The following is a 19,779-nucleotide window of genomic DNA, read 5'->3' on the forward strand; positions in this document are numbered from 1 at the left end:
CAGGGCATCGCCCCCGTCCGCAGCACCTGCGGCGTCAGCCGAGTGATCTGCTTCGGCCACACCCCGGCCACCATCGCCCCCCGTCTGCTTCAGGAACTCCACACCCTGGAACAGACCCTGCAGCACCTGGACCCGGACACCGCCGCCAGCCTTTTCAGGCCCGGCGACACCGTCCGCCTCACCGACGGCCCCCTGGCCGGCCACACCGGCATCATCTCCACCTGCGCCAAGGACCGCGTCACCGTGATGATGACTCTCCTGGGCCAGCACAGCCCCGTCACTGTCCCCATCGACGCCATTACGCACGCTCCATAGCCCATCCCAAAATTCCTCTTGCCCACCCCCCAAAAAACCAGTACCGTTCAAACCCTGAACAACCAAAACCGCACCCGCGGTCGAGCGCCCCCCCTGAATTCCCAGGGACCGGACCCGCTTCCTTCATGCATCCCCCAAACATGCACGAAGATGGCGGCAGCATGCCTGCAGCCCCTCAAGCCATCAAATACCCAGCCCGCCAAGCTCCACCTTGGACACCCACAGCGACACCATTCGCCTGCGGCTCCTGCGTCTGCTGGCCGACAACCCCCAGCTCACCCAGCGGGAACTGGCACAAGCGCTGGGCGTGAGCCTGGGCGCCACCCACTACAGCCTGCGCGCCCTCATCGACAAGGGCCTGGTGAAGGCCGAAAACTTCCGCAACAGCCAGAACAAACGCGCCTACGCCTACCTGCTCACCCCCAAGGGCCTCACGGAAAAGCTGCGCATCACCCGCGCCTTCCTGGCACGCAAGCAAAAGGAATGCGAGGCGATTCAGCGGGAGATTGAGGTGTTGAAGAGGGAACTGGGGGAAGACGTGAAAACCGAGCCACGCGAACCCGCTCAACCGCGCAAGCCAGGGCGCTGAAGCAACCTCCCACCCCACAGGGAAGACCCATGTTCCCCATCATCAAGAACCGCAAAATCCGTATCGCCGTCATCGGCTGCGGACGTATTTCCAAAAACCACTTCGGTGCCATTCAGGAACACACCGAAGACATGGAACTCTGCGCGGTCTGCGACACAGACCCGCAAACCCTCAAGGCCCACCAGGAAACCCACCAGGTGCCCGGGTATGCCCGCATGCAAGACCTGCTCACCGAAGAAAAACCCGACCTGGTCGCCCTCTGCAGCCCCAGCGGACTGCACCCGGAACAAACCATCCTCGCCGCCCGGCACGGCGTGAACGTCATGACCGAAAAACCCATGGCCACCCGCTGGCAGGACGGCGTGCGCATGGTCAAGGCCTGTGACGAGGCCGGGGTCTATCTCTTCGTGGTCAAGCAGAACCGCCGCAACGCCACCCTGCAACTGCTCAAGCGCGCCGTGATGGAAAAACGCTTCGGTCGCATCCACATGGTCCACCTCAACGTCTTCTGGGCACGACCCCAGTCCTACTACGACCAGCACAAATGGCGTGGCACCTGGGAGTTCGACGGCGGCGCCTTCATGAACCAGGCCAGCCACTATGTGGACCTGCTCGACTGGCTCATCGGCCCGGTGGACAAGGTCCAGGCCATGGTCAGCACCACCCGCGACATCGAAGTGGAAGACACCGGCGTGCTCAACGTGCGCTGGCGCAACGGCGCCCTGGGCTCCATGAGCGTGACCATGCTCACCTATCCCAAAAACCTCGAAGGCTCCATCACCATCCTGGGTGAAAAAGGCTCGGTCCGTGTCGGCGGCGTCGCCGTCAACGACATCCAACTCTGGGACTTCGACGAACCCCGGGACTACGACGAGCAGATCAAAAACGCCAACTACGAAACCACCTCGGTCTACGGCTTCGGGCATCCGCTCTACTACAAGAACGTCATCGACAGCCTTCGCGGCGACGCAAAACCCGAAACCGATGGACGCGAAGGCCTCAAATCACTGGAAGTGCTCATCGCCGCCTACCTCTCGGCCCGCGATGGCAAGACAGTCTCCCTGCCGCTAGAGTACTGAAAGGGCAGGGCACACCGGCCCTCGAACAAGACACCCCACTCCCGGGCGGATCATGCACGACATCACCATTCACCCCACCGCCATCATCGACGAAGGCGCACGCATCGGCCCCGGCACCCGCATCTGGCACTGGGTCCACGTCTGCGGCGGGGCCGTCATCGGTCAGGCCTGCTCCCTGGGGCAGAACGTCTTCGTGGGCAACCGCGTGGTCATCGGCAACAACGTCAAGATCCAGAACAACGTCTCCGTCTACGACGACGTCACCCTGGAAGACGACGTGTTCTGCGGCCCCAGCATGGTGTTCACCAACGTCTACAACCCACGCTCGGCCGTCCCCCGCAAAGACGAATACCGCCCCACGCGGGTCAGGCGCGGCGCCACCCTTGGGGCCAACTGCACCATCGTGTGCGGGGTCACCATCGGCGAACACGCCTTCATCGGCGCCGGCGCCGTGATCAACAAGGACGTGAAACCCTACGCCCTCATGGTGGGCGTACCCGCCCGGCAGATCGGCTGGATGAGCGAACACGGCGAACAACTCGACCTGCCGCTGCAAGGCGAAGCCACCGCAGAGTGTCCTGCCACCGGTACGTGCTACACCCTCCGGGGCACCACCCTCAGCCGCGCATGAAACACGAGAACGAACCATGCAACTTGACGCCATCTACCGCGCAGGGCGTATCCACTTCACCACCCCGGTGCGCCTGAAACCACACGATATCCGAGTCCGCATCGACATCCCCGATGAAGAGATCGAATCGATGCCACAACCCCCAAAGGCCCCGCAGGCCACCCCTTCCGGCTTCATCGAAGAGCTCAAGGCCATCCAGGCCCCCATCCGCGATCTATTGCAATCGCCGCAGAACACCTCATTGAGCAAGGAAGAACGCCGGGAACTCCGCGCAGAGGCCTGGGAGGAAAAGCGTCGTGGCTGAGTGGCATTACATCCTTGATGTCAGCGTCATCATCGACATGTGGCTGGATCCTGAGATCGATACGAACGCCACCACCCAACTGCTCGATCAGGCACAGGAAGGACATGTCACCCTGTGGCTCTGCGCCAGCTCACTCCCAACGCTGGAGTACGTGACGCGAAGACGCCTTAAAACCCTCGGCGCCCAGCCCGAGCAGGCCAGAGACATCGTTCGGCAACTGATGGCCCAATTGCTGAAAAGCGTCAACATCAGCACTGTACCGGGGTTTGAGCAACACAGCCTGTATCTCGAGGCCCGGGATGTCGAAGACGCACAGATCGCCATCAGCGCCCGCAGCCTGCATGGGGCCCAGGTGGCCATTGTCACCCTCGACGACACCTTCGACACGCTGGGAGAATGCGAGGCCATCGCGCCCAAGGAGGCACTGGCCCGACTCCGAAAGACTCCCGAGGCCGACGCTAGCCCCCTGGCCTTCATCGACCTGGCCGCCCAGCAGCGCCGCATCCGCCCTGAACTGGAAAGGCGCATCGAGTCCGTGCTGCGCCACGGCCAATACATCATGGGCCCCGAAGTCCGCGAACTGGAAGCCCGCCTGGCCGACTACGTGGGCGTGCCCCACTGCATCACCGCCAGCAGCGGCACCGACACCTTGCTGATCGCCATGATGGCCCTGGGGATCGGCCCCGGCGACGAAGTGATCACCACCCCGTTCACCTTCATCGCCACCGGCGAGATGATCGCCCTGCTGGGCGCCACTCCCGTGTTCGTGGACATCGACCCACACACCTACAACATCGACCCCGACCAGATCGAAGCCGCCATCACGCCCAACACCCGGGCCATCATGCCCGTGAGCCTGTATGGCCAGTGCGCCGACCTCGACGCCATCAACGCCATCGCCGAAAAACACGGCCTGCCGGTGATCGAGGACGGCGCCCAATCCTTTGGCGCCACCTACAAGGGCCGGCGCTCCTGCGGGCTGTCCACCATCGGCTCCACCAGCTTTTTCCCCAGCAAACCCCTGGGAGGCTACGGCGACGGCGGTGCCTTGTTCACCCATGACGATCACCTGGCCAAAGCCATGCGCGAGATCCGCGTCCACGGCCAGGACCGGCGCTACCACCATCCCCGCATCGGCCTCAATGGCCGCATGGACACCCTGCAGGCCGCCATCGTGCTGGCCAAGCTGGACCGATTCCCCCAGGAAGTGGAAGCCCGCGCCCAGCTGGGTGAGCGCTACAACAGGCTGTTTCAGGAGCGGCTGGGAGACCGCGTCATCGTCCCCCATATCGCCCCCCACAACACCAGCGTGTTCGCCCAATACACCCTCCAGGTGGAAAACCGGGAAGCGGTGCAGGAAGCCCTCAAGGCCCGGGGCACCCCCACCGCCGTCCACTATCCCGTACCCCTCCATCACCAGCCCGCCTTCACCACGGGCCAGGCCCGCTGCCCGGCACAGGGCCTGCCGGTCTCTGAACGCATCAGTCAACGGGTGATCAGCCTGCCGATGCATCCCATGCTGGGGGAAGGGGAGCAGATGCGGATCGTGGGAACAGTGGAAGAGGCGTGTAAATTGAGATCCTTGGAGTATTGCTGTCGATAGTCCACAAGAGCTTAAGGAATCCCGCGAAGCCAGAGGCGACCCTTGCACAAACGGAGCGCACTCCGTCTTCCTGATATCTATGCTCTTCCGTGACCTCATTCTTGAGCTGAGTCATGCATCGGGGCGACAAGCTTCTTCGGATATCGTGTCTGCTCGGGCAAACGGATCCGGAAGCAGAGCGACCACAATATGACTAGACAACCTCGGGCTTAAACCTGTGTGCCTTGCACTTTGAAATTCTCCACCTTAACCACTCGCTTCCTCGGCAACCGCGACACCGCCGCCGTCTTCCGCGGTATGGCTACCCTCGCCTTGGGCAGCGGACTCGCGCGCGTAATTGGCATCGCTTCGATTCCGATCCTCACGCGCCTCTACACGCCCGAGGACTTCGGCGTGATGGCGGTATTTACCGCCTTGATTGCGTTGATGGCGCCACTGCTGACACTCCGCTACATCCTGGCGGTACCGCTACCCCGGCACGATGGCCTTGCGATGAACTTGATGGTGCTCTCTGCCGGGCTGATGCTGGTCACCGGAACACTGCTCGCGATCGGACTCGCGTTTTTTGCGGAGCCCATGCTCGCGTTGATGTCGATGGAGGTCCTCGCACCCTGGTGGTGGTTGATCGTCCTCGGCCTGATTGGCTCTGGAACCTACGAGATGCTGTCGCTCTGGGCCACGAGGCGTCGGGCTTACAAGGTCATTGCCTACACGAACGTTACTCAAAGTGCCGCAGGCGCGTTGGTGAAGGTTTCGTTCGGTTTTTTTGGTGCCTGGCCGATCGGGTTGCTGATCGGCCAGGTAGTGGCTAAGAGCGGTGGGATCGGGACGCTTCTGAGGCACTTTTGGGCTGAGTTCCGAGCGAACAGGCGGCATGTTCGCCGTTCCCGTTTGGAGCGCGTTGCGGTCCGTCATCGGGGGTTTCCAATTTATCGGTTACCATCCCAAGTCCTGCTCGTCTTCTCTGCCCAGGCACCGGTTCTCTTTATTGCCACGCTTTATGATGCTGAAACCACGGGCCAGTTCGGCCTGGCTATGGCGGCCATTGGGCTTCCACTCGGCCTCCTAGGGCAAACGACAGCCAAAGCGTTCTATGCGGAGGCTGCGAACATTGGCCGCCGCAGAGGTGAGGAGATTCGGCAGCTTACCATCGCCGTGCTCAAACGCCTTGCGTTCTTCGCTGCGGTACCGACGATAATCCTACTCGTCTTTGGTCCGGAACTGTTTAGGATAGTATTCGGGGGAAATTGGGAGCTAGCTGGGGTCTTCGCCTCGATTCTGGCTATTTATCTATTTTTCCAGTTTATACAAACACCTGTCGCTCACCTGTTTTACATCTTCGAGCGACAAAGAAGCCTGTTGGTTCTGAATGTGCAACGGGTCATTCTTGTTCTCATGCTGTTCGCTGCCGCCGGGTACTTGGATTGGTCTCCCGTTCTTGCAATCACAGCCTACGCCGTGCTTTTGTCCTTGCATTACATGGTGACGGTGTTTTGGGCACTTGGCATAATCAAAAAAAATGAGTGAAAACGCGGGTACTTTGAAAGTTGCCGGGCAATCGCGTCTCTACGGCCATGTGTCCATCGCTGGGGCAAAGAATTCTGCGCTGAGATTACTGGCGGCAAGTCTCCTTACGTCTGGCCGAGTCACCTTGCGAAATTACCCCGCGTCGCTGCTCGACGCCCAAATTCACGTCGACATGCTCCGGCGCCTCGGAAAGGTTTGTAAGTCGCGGGGTGAGGATGGCATTACCATCTCGGAGCAAGATACGCTGCGAACGCGACTTGAATGGGAAGCGCGTTCGATCCGCAACACGCTCCTCATCCTGGGCGCATTGACGACGCGCTTTGGAGCGGGCGCGGTACCTCTTCCGGGCGGTTGCAAGCTTGGTGATCGGAGTCACGATCTACACGTCATGCTGCTCGAACGGCTAGGGGCGCGGGTATGGGAAGAGGATGAGATGCTCTTGGCAGAGGCACCGAAGGGTGGTCTCGTGGGCACCGACATCCACCTGCCGATCCGCTCCACGGGTGCAACAGAGAATGCCATTCTCTCAGCGACTTTGGCCTGTGGGGTTACCCGGATTTGGAACCCGCATATTCGCCCGGAAATCCTTGATCTGATCGCACTCCTGAGACGCATGGGAGCGAAGATCCGCGTATTCGGGCAGGAGCACGTCGAGGTGACCGGGGTGGAAGATTTGGCGGGTGCCGAGCACCGCGTGATGGCCGATAACATGGAGGCGATCACCTGGCTGGCGGCGGCCGTGATCACCGATGGTGACGTCGAAATCCGGGATTTTCCGTATCGTGACCTCGAGGTGGTGTTGGCGCATCTTCGGGCAGCAGGAGCCCGTCTGTATCCCGGAGACGACTCCCTGATCGTACGGGGCGGTGCCTGTTATCCAATAGAGATCAGCACCGGACCCCACCCGGGGATCAATTCCGACGTCCAGCCCATCCTGGCCGCATGGGCCGCAAAGGCGCGGGGCGAGTCGCGAATCATTGATCTGCGGTTTCCGGGCCGTTACGGCTACGCGGGGGAGATGTCCCGCATGGGTCTGCTATACGAGGTGGCGGGCGATATGCTGAAGATCCAGGGTTCTGGAGGCAGACTCAACGGCGCGACGGTTCGTGCGCTTGACCTGCGTGCCGGTGCCGCGCTTGCGCTCTGCGGGTTGATCGCAGAAGGCGAGACCGTCATCACCGACGCGTGGCAGATCAGCCGCGGCTATGTTGGCTTTGCGGACAAGTTGCGGAACCTGGGGGCGTCCGTCGAATGGAACGACTGACCGATGCCGACCACAGGGTGCTTTCGGAGATTTGTCCGGGCGGCGTGTTTCGCGACGTGGATCTTGCCCGAATCAGTCGATGGCGAATCGGCGGTCGGGCGGACCTGATCCTCCAGCCGAGTTCCGGTACCCAGGTGGCGGCGCTGCGTCGCTGGTTTCATGAACGTGCGATCCACCACGTGGTCATTGGCATGACCAGCAACCTGCTGTTCGCAGATGAAGGCTTGCACGTGCCGTGCATCCAGATCGGCCCCCGGATGGCGCACATGTCGGTGCGGGGTGCGGAAGTCACCGCCGAGGCCGGGGTATGGGTTCCAGGATTCGCGCGACGACTCATGCACGCTGGGCTAACCGGCGCCGAACACACCTGCGGTATCCCGGGTACGCTCGGCGGATTGGTCTGTATGAACGGGGGTAGTCAGCGCAAGGGAATCGGTACCAACGTCCTGAAAATTTATAGCGTCGATGTGGCAGGTTGCGATATCCATCGGGTGGGTGCGGGCTGCGACTTCGCGTATCGCCAATCGGTATATCAAAGCAATGGCGAGATCATTACGGCCGTTTCCTTGCGGTTCGCGCAGGGTGAACGTTCCGCGATTCGTCGGCAAATGCTGCAGATCCTCGCGGACCGCCGCCATAAGTTTCCTCGCAAGGAGCCCAACTGCGGCTCCGTCTTTAAAAGCAACCCAGCTATGTATGCCGACATTGGCCCGCCCGGAGCCGCGATCGAACGGCTCGGATTCAAAGGATTGCGGGTCGGCGGCGCACTCGTTTCGTGCCAGCACGCAAACTTCATCGTCAACAGCGGAAGCGCTCTAGCGCGAGACGTTCTTCAATTGATTGCGCGAATTAGCGTCGAAGTCAAAAGGGCCACAGGCCATCAGATGGAAGCCGAGGCCTGCTATGTGACCACTGAGGGTGAGATCATGCCTGCCGACCAAGTTGTGCAGTCGAAGCAAACTCCTTGACGGCTGACAGTCGGTTCGCCCGCTAGCGGTCATAAGCGCTTCGAAATGCTCTGGGTAGAAAGACTTGGGGGATACTTCCATTCCAAGGCCTGCCTAGTACTACAGGTCACAAGTTTCCCCGTTTCTCCGAACAACCTGATCAGCATCGAAACTGCAGACCTCGAAAGAAAGGAATGATTTCTTCGTTGCCGGAGCCCAGAAAATAAAAGTCCCTTAAAATGATGCGAATACTCTATCTAATTTCAGTCACCAACCATGGTGGCGGAGGTCATCAATATAGCCTCAAAGCGACTGCCGGCTTAATGGCGGAACGCCACCATGTGTTAGCGGCAAGCATTGGACCCAGGCCGTCCAAGGCGCTAAATGGCCTCCCATATTATCGTCATATAGAAGGCGAGCTACCTAGCGTCCGCCTGATTCGGAAAGTGAAAGATATAGTAACGCAAGAGAATATCGAAATCATCCATGCGTTCGACGTCGAAGCATATTGGTATGCCCGGGTCGTCAGTATCTTAACTGGCTCCCGCTTGATGTTTACTCTGTGTGGCGGGCCGACCCCGAAAGGGTATTTCCCCCGCTTTGATAATTTGATTCTTTTCAGCGAAGAAAACAAAAAAGGCCTGACGCAACGGTGTGTAAATGATGCAGGCCTCTACCTAATACCAAATAGGGTGGCAAAGGTAACCCAGGATCATTCTGCGATTGAGAATATTCGAGATAGGTTGCCAAGTTGCGACAAGGTCATCTTGCGTATTGCGCGTTTCGGAACTCATCACTCCCGAAGTATCCTCGGCACCATTAAGTTGGGGGCAATGCTGAAAAATATGGGTGTTAACGTGCACGTTGTCATTATTGGGAATGTTGATCATCTTGAGTGCTATGAAAAAGCCAAAGCGTTGAAGGTAGATAATGCGACCCTGATCACGGAAGAAAAATATACTACTAATGCAGCACGGCTGATTCGTCTTGGTGATATCATTGTAGGAACGGGCCGCGGTGCAATGGAGGCAGCGATGGAGGGAATCCCGGTCTTGGCACCCATCCGTGGGTTGGACGTGCCGGTACTTGCCTCTCCAGAAAGGTTGCACCATTTTCTTAAATATAATTTTTCTGACCGGACAGACCTTGGGGATTTGTCTAAGGATGCTGAGATAAAACGGGTTGCGGATATGTTAGAGAGCCCGGTGTTAATGCGGAACGTTGCAAGTGAAGTTGAAGAGTTCGCGCGAAAGCACTTTGATATACGTTCGGTTCAAGAAAGGTACGACCTTCTTTACGATAAGGCAACGAAATCTTCAGCCTCGTTATTCGATATCGCGCAACAGCTGATCCGGATTACGGTAAGACGATATCGTTTATCCCGCCGCCCAAGACAGTAACTGCTCTTCAGGTGGGGAAACAGAATGGTTAGCAGAATGCCGAATTCCCGGTTTCGGGCCGAGATTCCAGTAAGCTGGATTTATCAGATATCGTGGCTGATTCTGACCGGCGGGTTCCTATTTGTAAGCCGGCTACCAGATCTGCTAGTTATTGGTCAGTATGGCTCCATTGCGTTAGCGCTAGCAGTAGTGGTTTTGTTGGAGAAAAGTGTTTACTGGAAGAATCAGGCCTGGCTCCTATATGTCTCCCTCGTAATCTGGGCCGTAGTCATAGTCCCAATTTCACCGCGGCCCGATCTTGCTTTGTCGGGTGCCTATACGATGCTTGGGATTGCGGTGCTGTGGTATGCGAGCCACAGAATTATCATGAACGTGAGGTCAATCTCGTTTGCGGTAGCGATTTTCCTGGTCGCGTTTTTGGCGCAAGGATCCTACGGGCTGGTATCCGGGGACTTCACAGAGATGGGGATGGCCGAGCAGAGAATTGCTGGAGCATTAGGAAACCCAAATTCGTTTGGCTTTCAGATGCTTTACGGAGCGCTGGGTGCTCTCTTTCTATTGGCATTGAATAGATGGGGGCGGATTCCTGTAACGCTGATCTGGATTATTTTCGGCTTCTTTATACTCATGATGATATTTTCAGGTTCGCGTAAAACAGCCATTGCTGCCGCGATCGTATTAGCGCTGATTTTAGCGCTCGTTCTACGACGCCATTTACAAAATTTGATCTTGGTTATTGTGTTTGGAAGTATCGCGGGCTGGATATTTATGGAACTTGGGGTGATAGGCTTGAGCTTTCTGGAAAGCAATTTCATCCTGCGCGACCGATTCGAGGAGGAACTGTTTGGGCGAGGAGTTGAGGCAAGAAGTCAGATTATTTTTTTGTCGCTCTCCGCAGGACTAAGCCATTTTCCATTTGGCCTTGGTGTGACCGTTATCCAGGATTCCACGATTTATGGGAGAAACCCGCATAATGTATTTGTTGACCTTTTGGTTTCTATGGGCGTGGTCGGACTTGTCCTATGGACTTTGATTCTTTTTCTTACGCTGCGCCTCGCGTTGCGTCTCTATCGTGAAAAAGTAACGCAAAGTGTTGGTGCCGTATATCTCGCGTTTCTGCTCGGATTTATGATCCTCGGTTTAGGATCACATCAATATTATGCTCCGCATACAATGTTCGCATTTATTGTCTTTAATTCTTTGGCGATGCGGGTCAGGAGGGATTGGCTGGCGCAATCAGCGCTACAGCAAAGCTTAGTCGATCGGAAAGGACTACAGTTATACCCCGTAGATTGGCGAAGGGCACCTTAGGATGTTGTGTGGCGCTTATTTTGGCTGCAATGGAGTTTTCCCCTTACTCGCACAGAGCGTCGGTGCTTAGGGAGTTACTGGGGTTCAGATTGACCCCAGAGTATTGTGCTGGTCAAGCGTCTCATCAGGTTCTGAGCTTAGCAGTTGTTCAAAAGGTTTGATAATAAATGAACGCTGCACAATTGGTGGTAGCAGGGGTTCTGGGATTGCTTATGCCGCTCTATTTGGTGTCGAGAGGCAATTCAGAGTAAGTTTATTAAAATCATTGGTTAGTCTGGATGTATTATAAAAAGTCCTTAATCTTGTGGTTGTAGGCGATGTAAATCCGACGCTGCTCCCAGTGCCTGGGGCGCGGATTCCATGGAAAATGGGTGCCTATGTGGTAGGTAACCTAGAGGGAGTCTTCGGTGATGGTCTGCCCACGATCCACAAGACTGGTAAAAGCCGGCTCGCTCCGAGTCGTTTGGTAAATGGGCTTCAATCGCTAGGCCTTGAAGCAGTAACCTTAGCCAATAACCACATGATTGATTTCGGTAGTGCCGATGTTGAATAAACTTTAGCACACTTAGCTAGAGCTAAGATCGAATTCTTTGGTGCCGGCAGTTCAGTGATTGAAGGAATGCAACCCTTGCACATTGAGGTCGGGAATGTGCGACTTGCCCTCATTGGAATGGCGCAGAATGAATTTGGCGCCCCACGAAAAGGTAAGGTAGGAGTAGCGGTCTACAACGAGCGAGATAGCTTACGAGCCATACGAGCTGCCTGGGAGGGCGGTGCCCAAAGAGTTATTGTACTGTTTTATGCTGGTGTGGAGTACGTGCCATTTCCTTCGCCGAATCAGCGAACCCGATGCCAGTTTCTGGTCGAAGCTGGGGCAGATGCTGTCATCTGTCAGCACTCGCATATGGGAGGGCCGATAGAAGATTACAAGTCTGGGTGGAGTCTGTTACGGCCAGGGCGACTTTCTTGCGATCACAGGAAACCCTTCGGTGAGACGATCCCCACTTCCATCCTATGCTATAGAAATCGATTGCACGACTCCTGCGGGTAGATTGGGATATGAAATTGTGCCCTTGGGACGCTTGGACGAAGAGAGCAGTATGCATCTACCGATGAAGGGTAGGGAGCGAGCAAGTGCACTCGGGGAGTTTCGGCGTCTAAACACAATAATTCGAGACGAGGAAGCTTACCGTAGGGAATGGTCCACTATTGTCGAAACACTGGGTGGAACGAAGTTTTCGGAGGTTATGATTGGGAGTCACTGGCTTCGAAGAATAGTCCGACGTTTCCCTTATATGAAGCCCGCAATAAGCACTAAAAGAGCCGCGGAAATACTAAACTTGATTCGGGCAGAAGCGCACCGAGATGTTCTGATTCATTATCGCGAAACGCTATGTCGTGAGAAACAGTGAATGGCTGGGTTTATTCTATACAGGAGGGACTTTTCCGGTCATGTGGAGGCGGCTAGAGATGCATTCTCCCGGAAAAGTCTTCATCTGGGTGCAACCATAGAGCTTGGGTGTTGGCGATTAGCAGCGGCTTGCAAAACGCTTTGTTGCGAAGAAAACGTCCGGACCTCTGTGGATGGGGGCACCGTAGCTGTTTTCGGCAGCCCTTTGTTGCCAGGCTTGAGCTACACGGAAACGCGCAAGCGTCTTCTCGAATCACCAGCTTCTGTGGGTAAAGTTCTAGGCCAGATGCGTGGTCACTACGTAGTTCTAGTCAGTGACGCCTTGGGTATCACGCTTCACCAGGACAGCTTGGGTATTCTGCGGATCTACGGGCTTGACTCCGGCGATTTCTTCGCGTCTTCGTTTTTGGCGACCGCATGGGCGTGTCCCGGCAAGCTTGAATTGAACCAAGTCGCCCTTGGGCAGAAAATTGCTACGGGGGAGATTTTCGGATCAGAGACGCTGTTCAAGCAGGTGGTTCGGTGCGAGCCGGGCCGCATCCCGGGTTCTGCTGGTGCGACACGCGGTGTGGCAATTCGGCGCCCCGAACAGGTAACGATGCCGGAGCGGGGATCAAGTTCACTTGCGGAGTCACTGGACGAGAACGCGGAGCTGCTTGGCTCCAGGTTGATGGAAGCGGAACAGGCGGCCAGCGATGGCGCGGGTCTTCTTGGTGTTTCCGCTGGCTACGACAGCAGGCTGTTGCTGGCAGCTTCAATAAGAGGCGGGTTGAGCATATCTCTCTTTACGCACAACACCATGGGTGTGCACACAAAAGAACATGGTGTCGTGGACAAAATTGGGATGGCTATGGGGTTGGTGCCAGAAAAATACAGTAGCAAGCGCCTCGAGGAACTTGATCGAGAAGAGGTTGAAGCTGTCGCTGATGATTGCTTGCATTTTTTTGACGGTTGCAGCTCACGGCAGCGTGGCGCGCTGCAGGAGACCTTCACGCAGAAATACTACCGTCGTGTATTTTCAGGCCATTCAGTCTTCTTTAATGGGCTTGGGGGGGAAATCTTCCGAAATCATACGGGCACTCGAAATGGAAAGGTGGACGTTCATGATTGGATGGAGCGGCACGTATTCTTTCCTTTTGGACCCGCACTTCTGCGGGATCGAGAGCACTACAAGGTGATACGGCAGAGTATCTGCGAAACGGTGAGTCAACGTCTCGGAATTCAATTCGAAGGCGCCGTTTCTCTAACGGACCTTCGTCGGTTCTATTCGGAAATAAGAGTTCCAGACAGTGATGCAAATATTCTGAATGCGCACAATCAGCTCGTCTACGTGAACGCACCCTTTACTGAAAAAGCCGTGATCGCGGGTGGGTTGGCTGCGACTCCGCATATCGGTCTTGGTGGGGAATACGAAGCCGCATTGATCAAGCGGCTCATGCCTAAATTGGGCGATATTGTCTATAACGACGGCTATGTTCCACGCACAACGAACCTGCAGTACCACCTGCGTAATCATCTCAGAGCGATTGTGCCGGACAGGATGGCAATTAACCGAATTCGAAGACGGTCGCAAGGCGTCCAATATCATGCGGTGGAGGCGTTTGGTAAGCTGAAGAAAATAGCACCGCTGTTTCAAGATATCGAAGAGGTGTTATTAGAAATTCTCCCTGACGACCGTTTTCATCTTGCCCTGTTGCACAATAGTCAGCGTCCTGCAACGCTCTACTTGGGGTTAGTCCTTTTGCATTTCCGAGACCGAATTCGATGGTAATAATATGAATCCTACAGATGGAAGACGGAAGTTGTTTTGGTCTCGCCGTCACTCGTCGGTTACGCCGATTTGGCAAGGTCTTATTCCTAGCCGGGGGGAATCACTAAGTGACAGTGTCTGCGTTCAGTCACCATTTGTCGGGATAAACCGATGAGCCGTCTTGTTCCTGCGTCGTTGGGCGCGTGGATGCGACGTTACGTTCCGATGTTGGAGCGTGATCGGCTGCGCCGTCTGCGAGCGAATCCATTCGTTGATGAACCCAGGCACTATGACGTGCCGGGGTGTCGGGTGCGACTCGGAATATTGGAAGAGGTGTTTCAGTATCACAAACACTATATCGCTGCCTGCCGCGAGATGGGAATCTCATATCGGTTGCTGGACATTTCCCGGAACGACTGGTTGGATGCCATTGGACATGCGGGGTGCGACGCTTTTCTGGCATGGCCATCAGCGAATACGCAGGCTTGGCGAGATGCCTATGACAATCGCCTGCGAATCATGGAGCAGGATCTTGGCCTGTTGGTGTTTCCGACATATCGCGAAACCTGGCTGTTCGAGGATAAATGCCGGCAGCGTGACTGGATGGATGCCAAAGGCGTCCCACACCCTGAAACCGCGCTGTTTTACCATGAGGTGGAAGCGCGGGACTTTGCTGCCAATGTGACGCTTCCAGTGGTGGTGAAGACGCGACTGGGCGCCGCTAGCAGCGGGGTCTGGATCGTTCGGTCGCGGAGTGAATTGCAGCGAATCGTTGCCAGGGCGTTCTCGAGTGGCTTGGTGCCAAGACGGCGGCACAGGTTCATGGCGGAACGGGGTGCCGTACTTATCCAAGAATATCTAGAGGACGTCGATGAATGGCGGCTCGTTCGAATCGGCGAATTGTTCTTTGGGCATCGCAAAGGGCGGCGGGGGAGTTTCCACAGCGGCTCGGGACGGGTGGACTGGACACCACCGGAGGATCGCCACCTTGACCTACTGGAGAAGGTAACGGAGGCCGGCGGATTCTTAAGCATGGATGTCGATGTGTTCGAGACGAGTGATGGACGGTTGCTGGTGAACGAGCTGCAAACCGTGTTTGGAGCTAGTGTGGCGGTAGATCAGGCTCGAGTGAACGGGAAGCGTGGTCGTTTTGTGCGGAACGTGACCAATGCAAGTTGGGTGTTTGAGGAGGGGGATTTTGCGCGCAATGCCTGCGCTAATGCACGCGTCCAAGTGGTTTTGCAGATGCTGGAAGCCCGAGGCCAACGATGACAGTTGCATCCTTCTCGAAGGCTGTGGTGTGCGGTGCTGGGATCAATGCACACACCATTATCCAGAATTTAAGTCGGCTGGGATATGCGGGGAATCTAGTACTGCTCCGTGATGCCTCTGAGCCCCCGGGTTTCGCTGGTATTAATAACCGCGGGGTAGAACAGTGGGCGGTCGCGATTAATGAACCGGAAGAATTGCCGGCGCTCATCGAGGCGCGATACGGAGATTCTGGTCGGGTCGCGGTCTTTTTCACCGACGAGCGTTACCACCCCGCCTTCAAGGCTTGGACCAAAACTCACCCAGAGTCTCCTCTGCACTGTTTTCTGGGTTCAGCCACGCACCTCACAGACATCCTGGACCGTTACCGTTTCTGTCGCTTCATCGAGCAACGCGGATTGGCGAAAGTCCCGCGGACGATTGCTGGCGACGAGGATCCCTTTGCGGCCTTCGGGAACGAATTCATCGTGCGGCCCCGAATGTCGTGGTACGGGGTGGCGCAACGGGAACGCGTCCGAGTCGTTCGGGGGCGCGATGGCTTTCACTCTGTCCTCAAGGATTACGGCTCCCGAGGGCTCGGGCAAGCCGATCTGAGCTTTCAGGAACTGCTGAGTATACGCAACGAAGACAATGTGTCGGTGTGCGGTTGGTTCGGGCCTGACTCTCGGCACCTTTTCTGCACTCGTAAGGTTCTGCAATACCCGCCGGGGACGGGTGGCGGTGATCTCGTCGAGCGCATTTCGCCCCTTGCAGAGCTGATGGAACAGGCCGAGGCGATCCTGAAGGCCATGGCCTACGAAGGACCCTTCGAAATGGAATTCGTGTTCGATGACCAATCCAGAGAGTTCAAGGTGACGGAATTGAACCCTCGGTTCTGGTTGCAGCATGGACTCATCGAAGCTGTTTCCGGTTGCGCTCTGGTGAGCAACTACTTGGGATGGCCATTGCTTGCGCCTTCAGAGAGGGAAAAGCAGTACCGTTATTGGGTCAACCCGTTGTATTCGTTCTATCGTGCCTTTCGATTCGAATTCCGAAGTCTAAGAACGTTGTGGTCTAGGTATGCATGGCGGCCCTTCGGAATCCGGGAAGCAACACATTATGCGCGGTGCTATACCCGGCAGCAGTGGTCAGGGCTAAGGAGCAATATTTTTGGGGTGTTCACAGTGAAAGAGCAAATCTCGCGAGCGAAGACCAAGGCCTCCGCGAAAAAGAAAGAAGCGCGGGTTCCCTGGGTGTGCCAGCTTGCGAGTGGCCATAATCCCGAAGACGAACGCATTCTACATCGGATGGCTCGCACGGCCTTGGATTGCGGGTACAGGAGTTCTTTTGTTGTCCCGCATGAAAAAGGGTCAACTCAGCATGGGGTGACCTTGGTTCCATGCCCAAAAATGCCCAAAAGAGGTTCGAAATGGCGGCGATGGACCGCGTTCCTACCAATCCTTTGGTGGGCGATGAGGAGTCGAGTGGATCTCTTCCAAATTCATGACCCAGATCTGATCCCCCCTGGGCTATTGCTGAAGCTTTTCGGGCGACGGGTGATCTATGACGTTCACGACGACTATCAAGCAAGCCTCCAGGACCGCTTGCGACGGAAGCCATGGCTTGTCGGATGGTTCCCTTCGTTCTGGTGGTGGTTCGAGCGAAATGCGGCTAGGGCGTTCGACGGGGTTATCGTAGCCGATCGCCATCTGGCGAATAAGTTCGGGCATTGTCACCCGGTGATTCTGGGCAATTATCCTCGTCTGGACTTCACGGCTCCGGCAGATCCGGAGGTAACAGAAACATTCAACCTGATTTACGTTGGGGGAGTTACCCGGGAACGCGGTTTGGGTATGGCGTTGGATGCTCTGAAACAATTGCCGATGCCTGAGTTACGTTTGCATGTGATCGGTACCGGCCGTGATCAGGAACTGTTAGATGCGTTGCGTGCAGAGCCGCGTGTGATTCTTCATGGGCGGATACCATGGACGCGATTACATGAATTTTATACGCATGCCCACGTCGGACTTGCACTATATCAGCCGCTGGCTGGCTTTCTCTATTATCCCGGAGAGAATGCGGTTAAGGTTATCGAGTATATGGCGGCGAGAATTCCAGTTCTATGTTCGGATTTTCCAGGATTGAGAGCTTTCGTCGCGGACGCTGGATGTGGATTGGTTGTGACGCCGGATGACCCTGAAGCGATCGCTCAAAAAATCTCAGAACTATTTTATGATGAAGCGCTTAGGTTACGGTTAGGTAGGAAGGGAAGGGAACTTTTCGAGACCGAATACAATTGGGACAAGCATGCCGGGAAGCTGGTGGATCTCTATGAGAGAGTGCTCAGTCCATGAATCTGATATCCACTCACCCAGTCCGGCATCTGGTCATCGTTTGCTCAAACTATCCCGCACCCTGGGCACCGACGAATGGGACGTTTGTGCAGCAACTGGTACACGCAGTCGCTAGGCAGGGTGTGCGATGTTCTGTCATTCACCCAGTTCCGATCCACGAGGCGATACGGCAGGTGCGCTTTCACGAACGCGAGACGCTGGATGTAGGCAACGGAATTGTGGTTGAGGTTTTTCGGCCACGTTACATTTCAGTGTCGGCTCGAGAGGGTTTTGCTTTCATGGGCCGGTTGAGCCCTTCGTTTGTGACACTGAATCGGTTTACGGCCGCCGTTCGAAGGGTGATTAGTCATGAGGGACTGAAGCCTGACGCTATTTATGGACATTTTCTTTACCTGTCGGGAGCTGCGGCGATCAGGGTTGGTGAGGAGTTGGGTATCGATGCTTTCCCAGGTGTCGGAGAGGGAGAGATGTGGACGGTCAGGCAATTCGGCTGGGAGCACGCCCGTCGTTTCTTGCCAAAAGCTACAGCATTTATTGCAAACTCAACGGCGTTGAAGAGAATCTTGGTCTCTGAACTTTACCTCTCTTCGGCCCTAATCGAAGTGTTTCCTAACGGAACAGACCTCAATAGCTTTTATCCGCGCGATCGCGCTATAGCACGAGAGCGGTTTGGACTTCCCAAAGACCAGTTTTTGGTGGGGGCAGTGGGTAACTTTCTTGAGAAAAAGGGAATCGTTCGCGTGGGACAGGCGATTGATGGGTTGGAGGGGGTGGCAGGGGTGTTTGCTGGCTCCGGACCGGTTCCGCCCCAAGCATCGAACACTGCGTTTTGTGGGCGTGTCCCACACAATCAGCTACCAGACCTGCTTTCTGCATGCGATGTCTTCGCCCTTCCCACAGTTATCGAAGGCTCGTGCAATGCACTGATCGAGGCGATGGCCTGTGGATTACCGATCATCAGTTCAATTGGTGAATTCAATGATGATGTCCTGGACGAGACGATGTCGATCCGGATTGACCCGTGGGACGTCTCGGCACTTCGGGGGGCGATCATGAGCCTTAGAGATGATCCACAGCGTCGGAAGGCTATGGCGGATGCAGCAGTGAGGCGCTCGAGGGAATTCGACGTCGATCAAAGGGCGAGGCGGATATTGAACTTTATGGGAGCGCGCCTGCGTGGATGATGCCGATGAATCAGAAAATGACCTACAGTGAACGCATCCTAAAAGGAGGGCGTTTCGTATCCTGGCAGCGATTTGCTCGCTTTCGGGCGGCTTCGGATGCCATTAGCCGGCATGCCGCAGAGGGAATGCGGCGAGATCTCTTGGATATTGGGGCCGCAGATGGCATTGGGCTTCCGTTTTGGAAGCCTTTGGTTGAGCGTGTGGTCAGCATTAATTACTACGAAAACCACACGCTGGAATTTCAGGCGGCCCACCCCGGGGAAGAAGTCATTACCGCAGACGCGCGGGATCTGGGTTTGCCTGATGCATCCTTCGACGTAGTGGTCTCGTTTGAGACGCTCCATCTGATACCCGAGAGGCGGCTTGATGCGATCGCGGAGATTCATCGCGTGCTGCGGCCAGGGGGGGTATTGGTTTGCTCGGTACCGATCGAGATTGGCTATCCAGCACTGATGAAATTCGTTGCTCGAGGTGTAACCGGATTCGGGCTCGACGGAATGAATTTCGGCATGGCGCTGCGTCATGCGTTCTCGGGTTGGACAGACGTCAGCCAGTATGACCAAGGAAGGCAGGTTGGTTTTGACGCCTATCACTTCCTTAAAGATGCCACTCGGTGGTTTGAGATTATTGAGACTAAATCGATTCCTCTGGCAGTTCTGATGCCTTTCAATCTCCTGTTCGTGGCGCGGCGCAAGGATACCCTCGAGCGATGAGTAGGGATTACATTCATTGGCCGCAGAATGTTCTGGTCAAGTCGCAGCGGACACGGATTAAGCAGCAACCGCTAAAAAATGTTGCTGAGGGGTGATGTACCCCAGGGACGAGTGGAGCCGGTCGCTGTTGTACTCCATCTCGATGTACT

Annotated in this window: 16 protein-coding genes and 1 pseudogene; all 17 read left to right on the plus strand. The window is 56.2% G+C overall.

From position 1 onward, the window contains the following. On the plus strand, positions 1 to 315 hold a 315-nt coding region (gene nusG / locus CKO35_RS16070; RefSeq protein ID WP_242467284.1), incomplete at its 5' end, for a transcription termination/antitermination protein NusG. A gap of 247 nt (positions 316 to 562) precedes the next feature. After that, positions 563 to 904 carry a MarR family EPS-associated transcriptional regulator gene (locus tag CKO35_RS16075; protein ID WP_242467286.1) on the plus strand — a complete coding sequence of 114 codons (342 nt, stop codon included), beginning with the start codon at positions 563 to 565 and terminating at the stop codon, positions 902 to 904. A gap of 29 nt (positions 905 to 933) precedes the next feature. After that, the gene (locus tag CKO35_RS16080; protein ID WP_200177132.1) at positions 934 to 1,983 is read left to right on the plus strand and encodes a Gfo/Idh/MocA family protein; all 1,050 of its coding nucleotides are present in this window, start codon (positions 934 to 936) and stop codon (positions 1,981 to 1,983) included. A 52-nt stretch (positions 1,984 to 2,035) separates the two neighbouring features. Next, positions 2,036 to 2,614, plus strand: a complete 579-nt coding sequence (locus CKO35_RS16085; RefSeq protein WP_200177133.1) for an acyltransferase — start codon at positions 2,036 to 2,038, stop codon at positions 2,612 to 2,614. 16 nt (positions 2,615 to 2,630) lie between these two features. After that, positions 2,631 to 2,918, plus strand: a complete 288-nt coding sequence (locus CKO35_RS16090; protein WP_200177134.1) for a hypothetical protein — start codon at positions 2,631 to 2,633, stop codon at positions 2,916 to 2,918. Then, positions 2,911 to 4,521 carry an aminotransferase class I/II-fold pyridoxal phosphate-dependent enzyme gene (locus CKO35_RS16095; RefSeq protein ID WP_200177135.1) on the plus strand — a complete coding sequence of 537 codons (1,611 nt, stop codon included), beginning with the start codon at positions 2,911 to 2,913 and terminating at the stop codon, positions 4,519 to 4,521. Before CKO35_RS16090 ends, CKO35_RS16095 begins: the two co-directional genes overlap by 8 nt. Positions 4,522 to 4,752: 231 nt before the next feature. Then, the gene (locus tag CKO35_RS16100) at positions 4,753 to 6,048 is read left to right on the plus strand and encodes a lipopolysaccharide biosynthesis protein (RefSeq protein ID WP_200177136.1); all 1,296 of its coding nucleotides are present in this window, start codon (positions 4,753 to 4,755) and stop codon (positions 6,046 to 6,048) included. After that, a complete protein-coding gene (locus CKO35_RS16105; protein WP_200177137.1) occupies positions 6,041 to 7,312 on the plus strand; it encodes a UDP-N-acetylglucosamine 1-carboxyvinyltransferase in 1,272 nt (423 codons plus the stop codon). Before CKO35_RS16100 ends, CKO35_RS16105 begins: the two co-directional genes overlap by 8 nt. Continuing rightward, positions 7,300 to 8,280 carry a UDP-N-acetylmuramate dehydrogenase gene (gene murB / locus CKO35_RS16110; protein WP_200177138.1) on the plus strand — a complete coding sequence of 327 codons (981 nt, stop codon included), beginning with the start codon at positions 7,300 to 7,302 and terminating at the stop codon, positions 8,278 to 8,280. Before CKO35_RS16105 ends, murB begins: the two co-directional genes overlap by 13 nt. A 218-nt stretch (positions 8,281 to 8,498) precedes the next feature. Continuing rightward, positions 8,499 to 9,659: a glycosyltransferase family 4 protein gene (locus CKO35_RS16115; RefSeq protein WP_200177139.1), complete on the plus strand. Its 1,161-nt coding sequence runs from the start codon at positions 8,499 to 8,501 to the stop codon at positions 9,657 to 9,659. A 36-nt stretch (positions 9,660 to 9,695) separates the two neighbouring features. Further along, positions 9,696 to 10,970 (plus strand): O-antigen ligase family protein, encoded by a 1,275-nt coding sequence (locus CKO35_RS16120; RefSeq protein WP_200177140.1) that lies wholly within the window; start codon positions 9,696 to 9,698, stop codon positions 10,968 to 10,970. Between the two features lie 367 nt (positions 10,971 to 11,337). After that, positions 11,338 to 12,021 (plus strand): annotated as a pseudogene (locus CKO35_RS18545) (CapA family protein). A 577-nt stretch (positions 12,022 to 12,598) separates the two neighbouring features. Continuing rightward, positions 12,599 to 14,152, plus strand: a complete 1,554-nt coding sequence (locus CKO35_RS16135) for a hypothetical protein (protein ID WP_200177142.1) — start codon at positions 12,599 to 12,601, stop codon at positions 14,150 to 14,152. 150 nt (positions 14,153 to 14,302) lie between these two features. After that, complete coding sequence (locus tag CKO35_RS16140; RefSeq protein ID WP_200177143.1) at positions 14,303 to 15,403, plus strand: ATP-grasp domain-containing protein; 1,101 nt, start codon at positions 14,303 to 14,305, stop codon at positions 15,401 to 15,403. Next, a complete protein-coding gene (locus CKO35_RS16145) occupies positions 15,400 to 17,733 on the plus strand; it encodes a glycosyltransferase family 4 protein (RefSeq protein ID WP_200177144.1) in 2,334 nt (777 codons plus the stop codon). Before CKO35_RS16140 ends, CKO35_RS16145 begins: the two co-directional genes overlap by 4 nt. Next, entirely contained in the window at positions 17,730 to 18,917 is a 1,188-nt protein-coding gene (locus CKO35_RS16150) for a glycosyltransferase (RefSeq protein WP_200177145.1), read from the plus strand. The genes CKO35_RS16145 and CKO35_RS16150 overlap by 4 nt, the downstream gene beginning before the upstream one ends. 5 nt (positions 18,918 to 18,922) lie before the next feature. Beyond that, a complete protein-coding gene (locus CKO35_RS16155) occupies positions 18,923 to 19,630 on the plus strand; it encodes a class I SAM-dependent methyltransferase (RefSeq protein WP_200177146.1) in 708 nt (235 codons plus the stop codon). Positions 19,631 to 19,779: the final 149 nt, after the last annotated feature.

Source organism: Ectothiorhodospira shaposhnikovii (genome assembly GCF_016584105.1).
GTDB lineage: Bacteria > Pseudomonadota > Gammaproteobacteria > Ectothiorhodospirales > Ectothiorhodospiraceae > Ectothiorhodospira > Ectothiorhodospira shaposhnikovii.

What these genes read in the sequence shown, in the direction of transcription:
- CKO35_RS16120 (WP_200177140.1), top strand. Translation starts at nt 9,696, where the DNA reads ATGCCGAATTCCCGGTTTCGGGCCGAGATTCCAGTAAGCTGGATTTAT.
- CKO35_RS16080 (WP_200177132.1), top strand. Translation starts at nt 934, where the DNA reads ATGTTCCCCATCATCAAGAACCGCAAAATCCGTATCGCCGTCATCGGC.
- CKO35_RS16155 (WP_200177146.1), top strand. Translation starts at nt 18,923, where the DNA reads ATGAATCAGAAAATGACCTACAGTGAACGCATCCTAAAAGGAGGGCGT.
- CKO35_RS16115 (WP_200177139.1), top strand. Translation starts at nt 8,499, where the DNA reads ATGATGCGAATACTCTATCTAATTTCAGTCACCAACCATGGTGGCGGA.
- murB (WP_200177138.1), top strand. Translation starts at nt 7,300, where the DNA reads ATGGAACGACTGACCGATGCCGACCACAGGGTGCTTTCGGAGATTTGT.
- CKO35_RS16140 (WP_200177143.1), top strand. Translation starts at nt 14,303, where the DNA reads ATGAGCCGTCTTGTTCCTGCGTCGTTGGGCGCGTGGATGCGACGTTAC.
- CKO35_RS16145 (WP_200177144.1), top strand. Translation starts at nt 15,400, where the DNA reads ATGACAGTTGCATCCTTCTCGAAGGCTGTGGTGTGCGGTGCTGGGATC.
- CKO35_RS16085 (WP_200177133.1), top strand. Translation starts at nt 2,036, where the DNA reads ATGCACGACATCACCATTCACCCCACCGCCATCATCGACGAAGGCGCA.
- CKO35_RS16105 (WP_200177137.1), top strand. Translation starts at nt 6,041, where the DNA reads ATGAGTGAAAACGCGGGTACTTTGAAAGTTGCCGGGCAATCGCGTCTC.
- CKO35_RS16150 (WP_200177145.1), top strand. Translation starts at nt 17,730, where the DNA reads ATGAATCTGATATCCACTCACCCAGTCCGGCATCTGGTCATCGTTTGC.
- CKO35_RS16090 (WP_200177134.1), top strand. Translation starts at nt 2,631, where the DNA reads ATGCAACTTGACGCCATCTACCGCGCAGGGCGTATCCACTTCACCACC.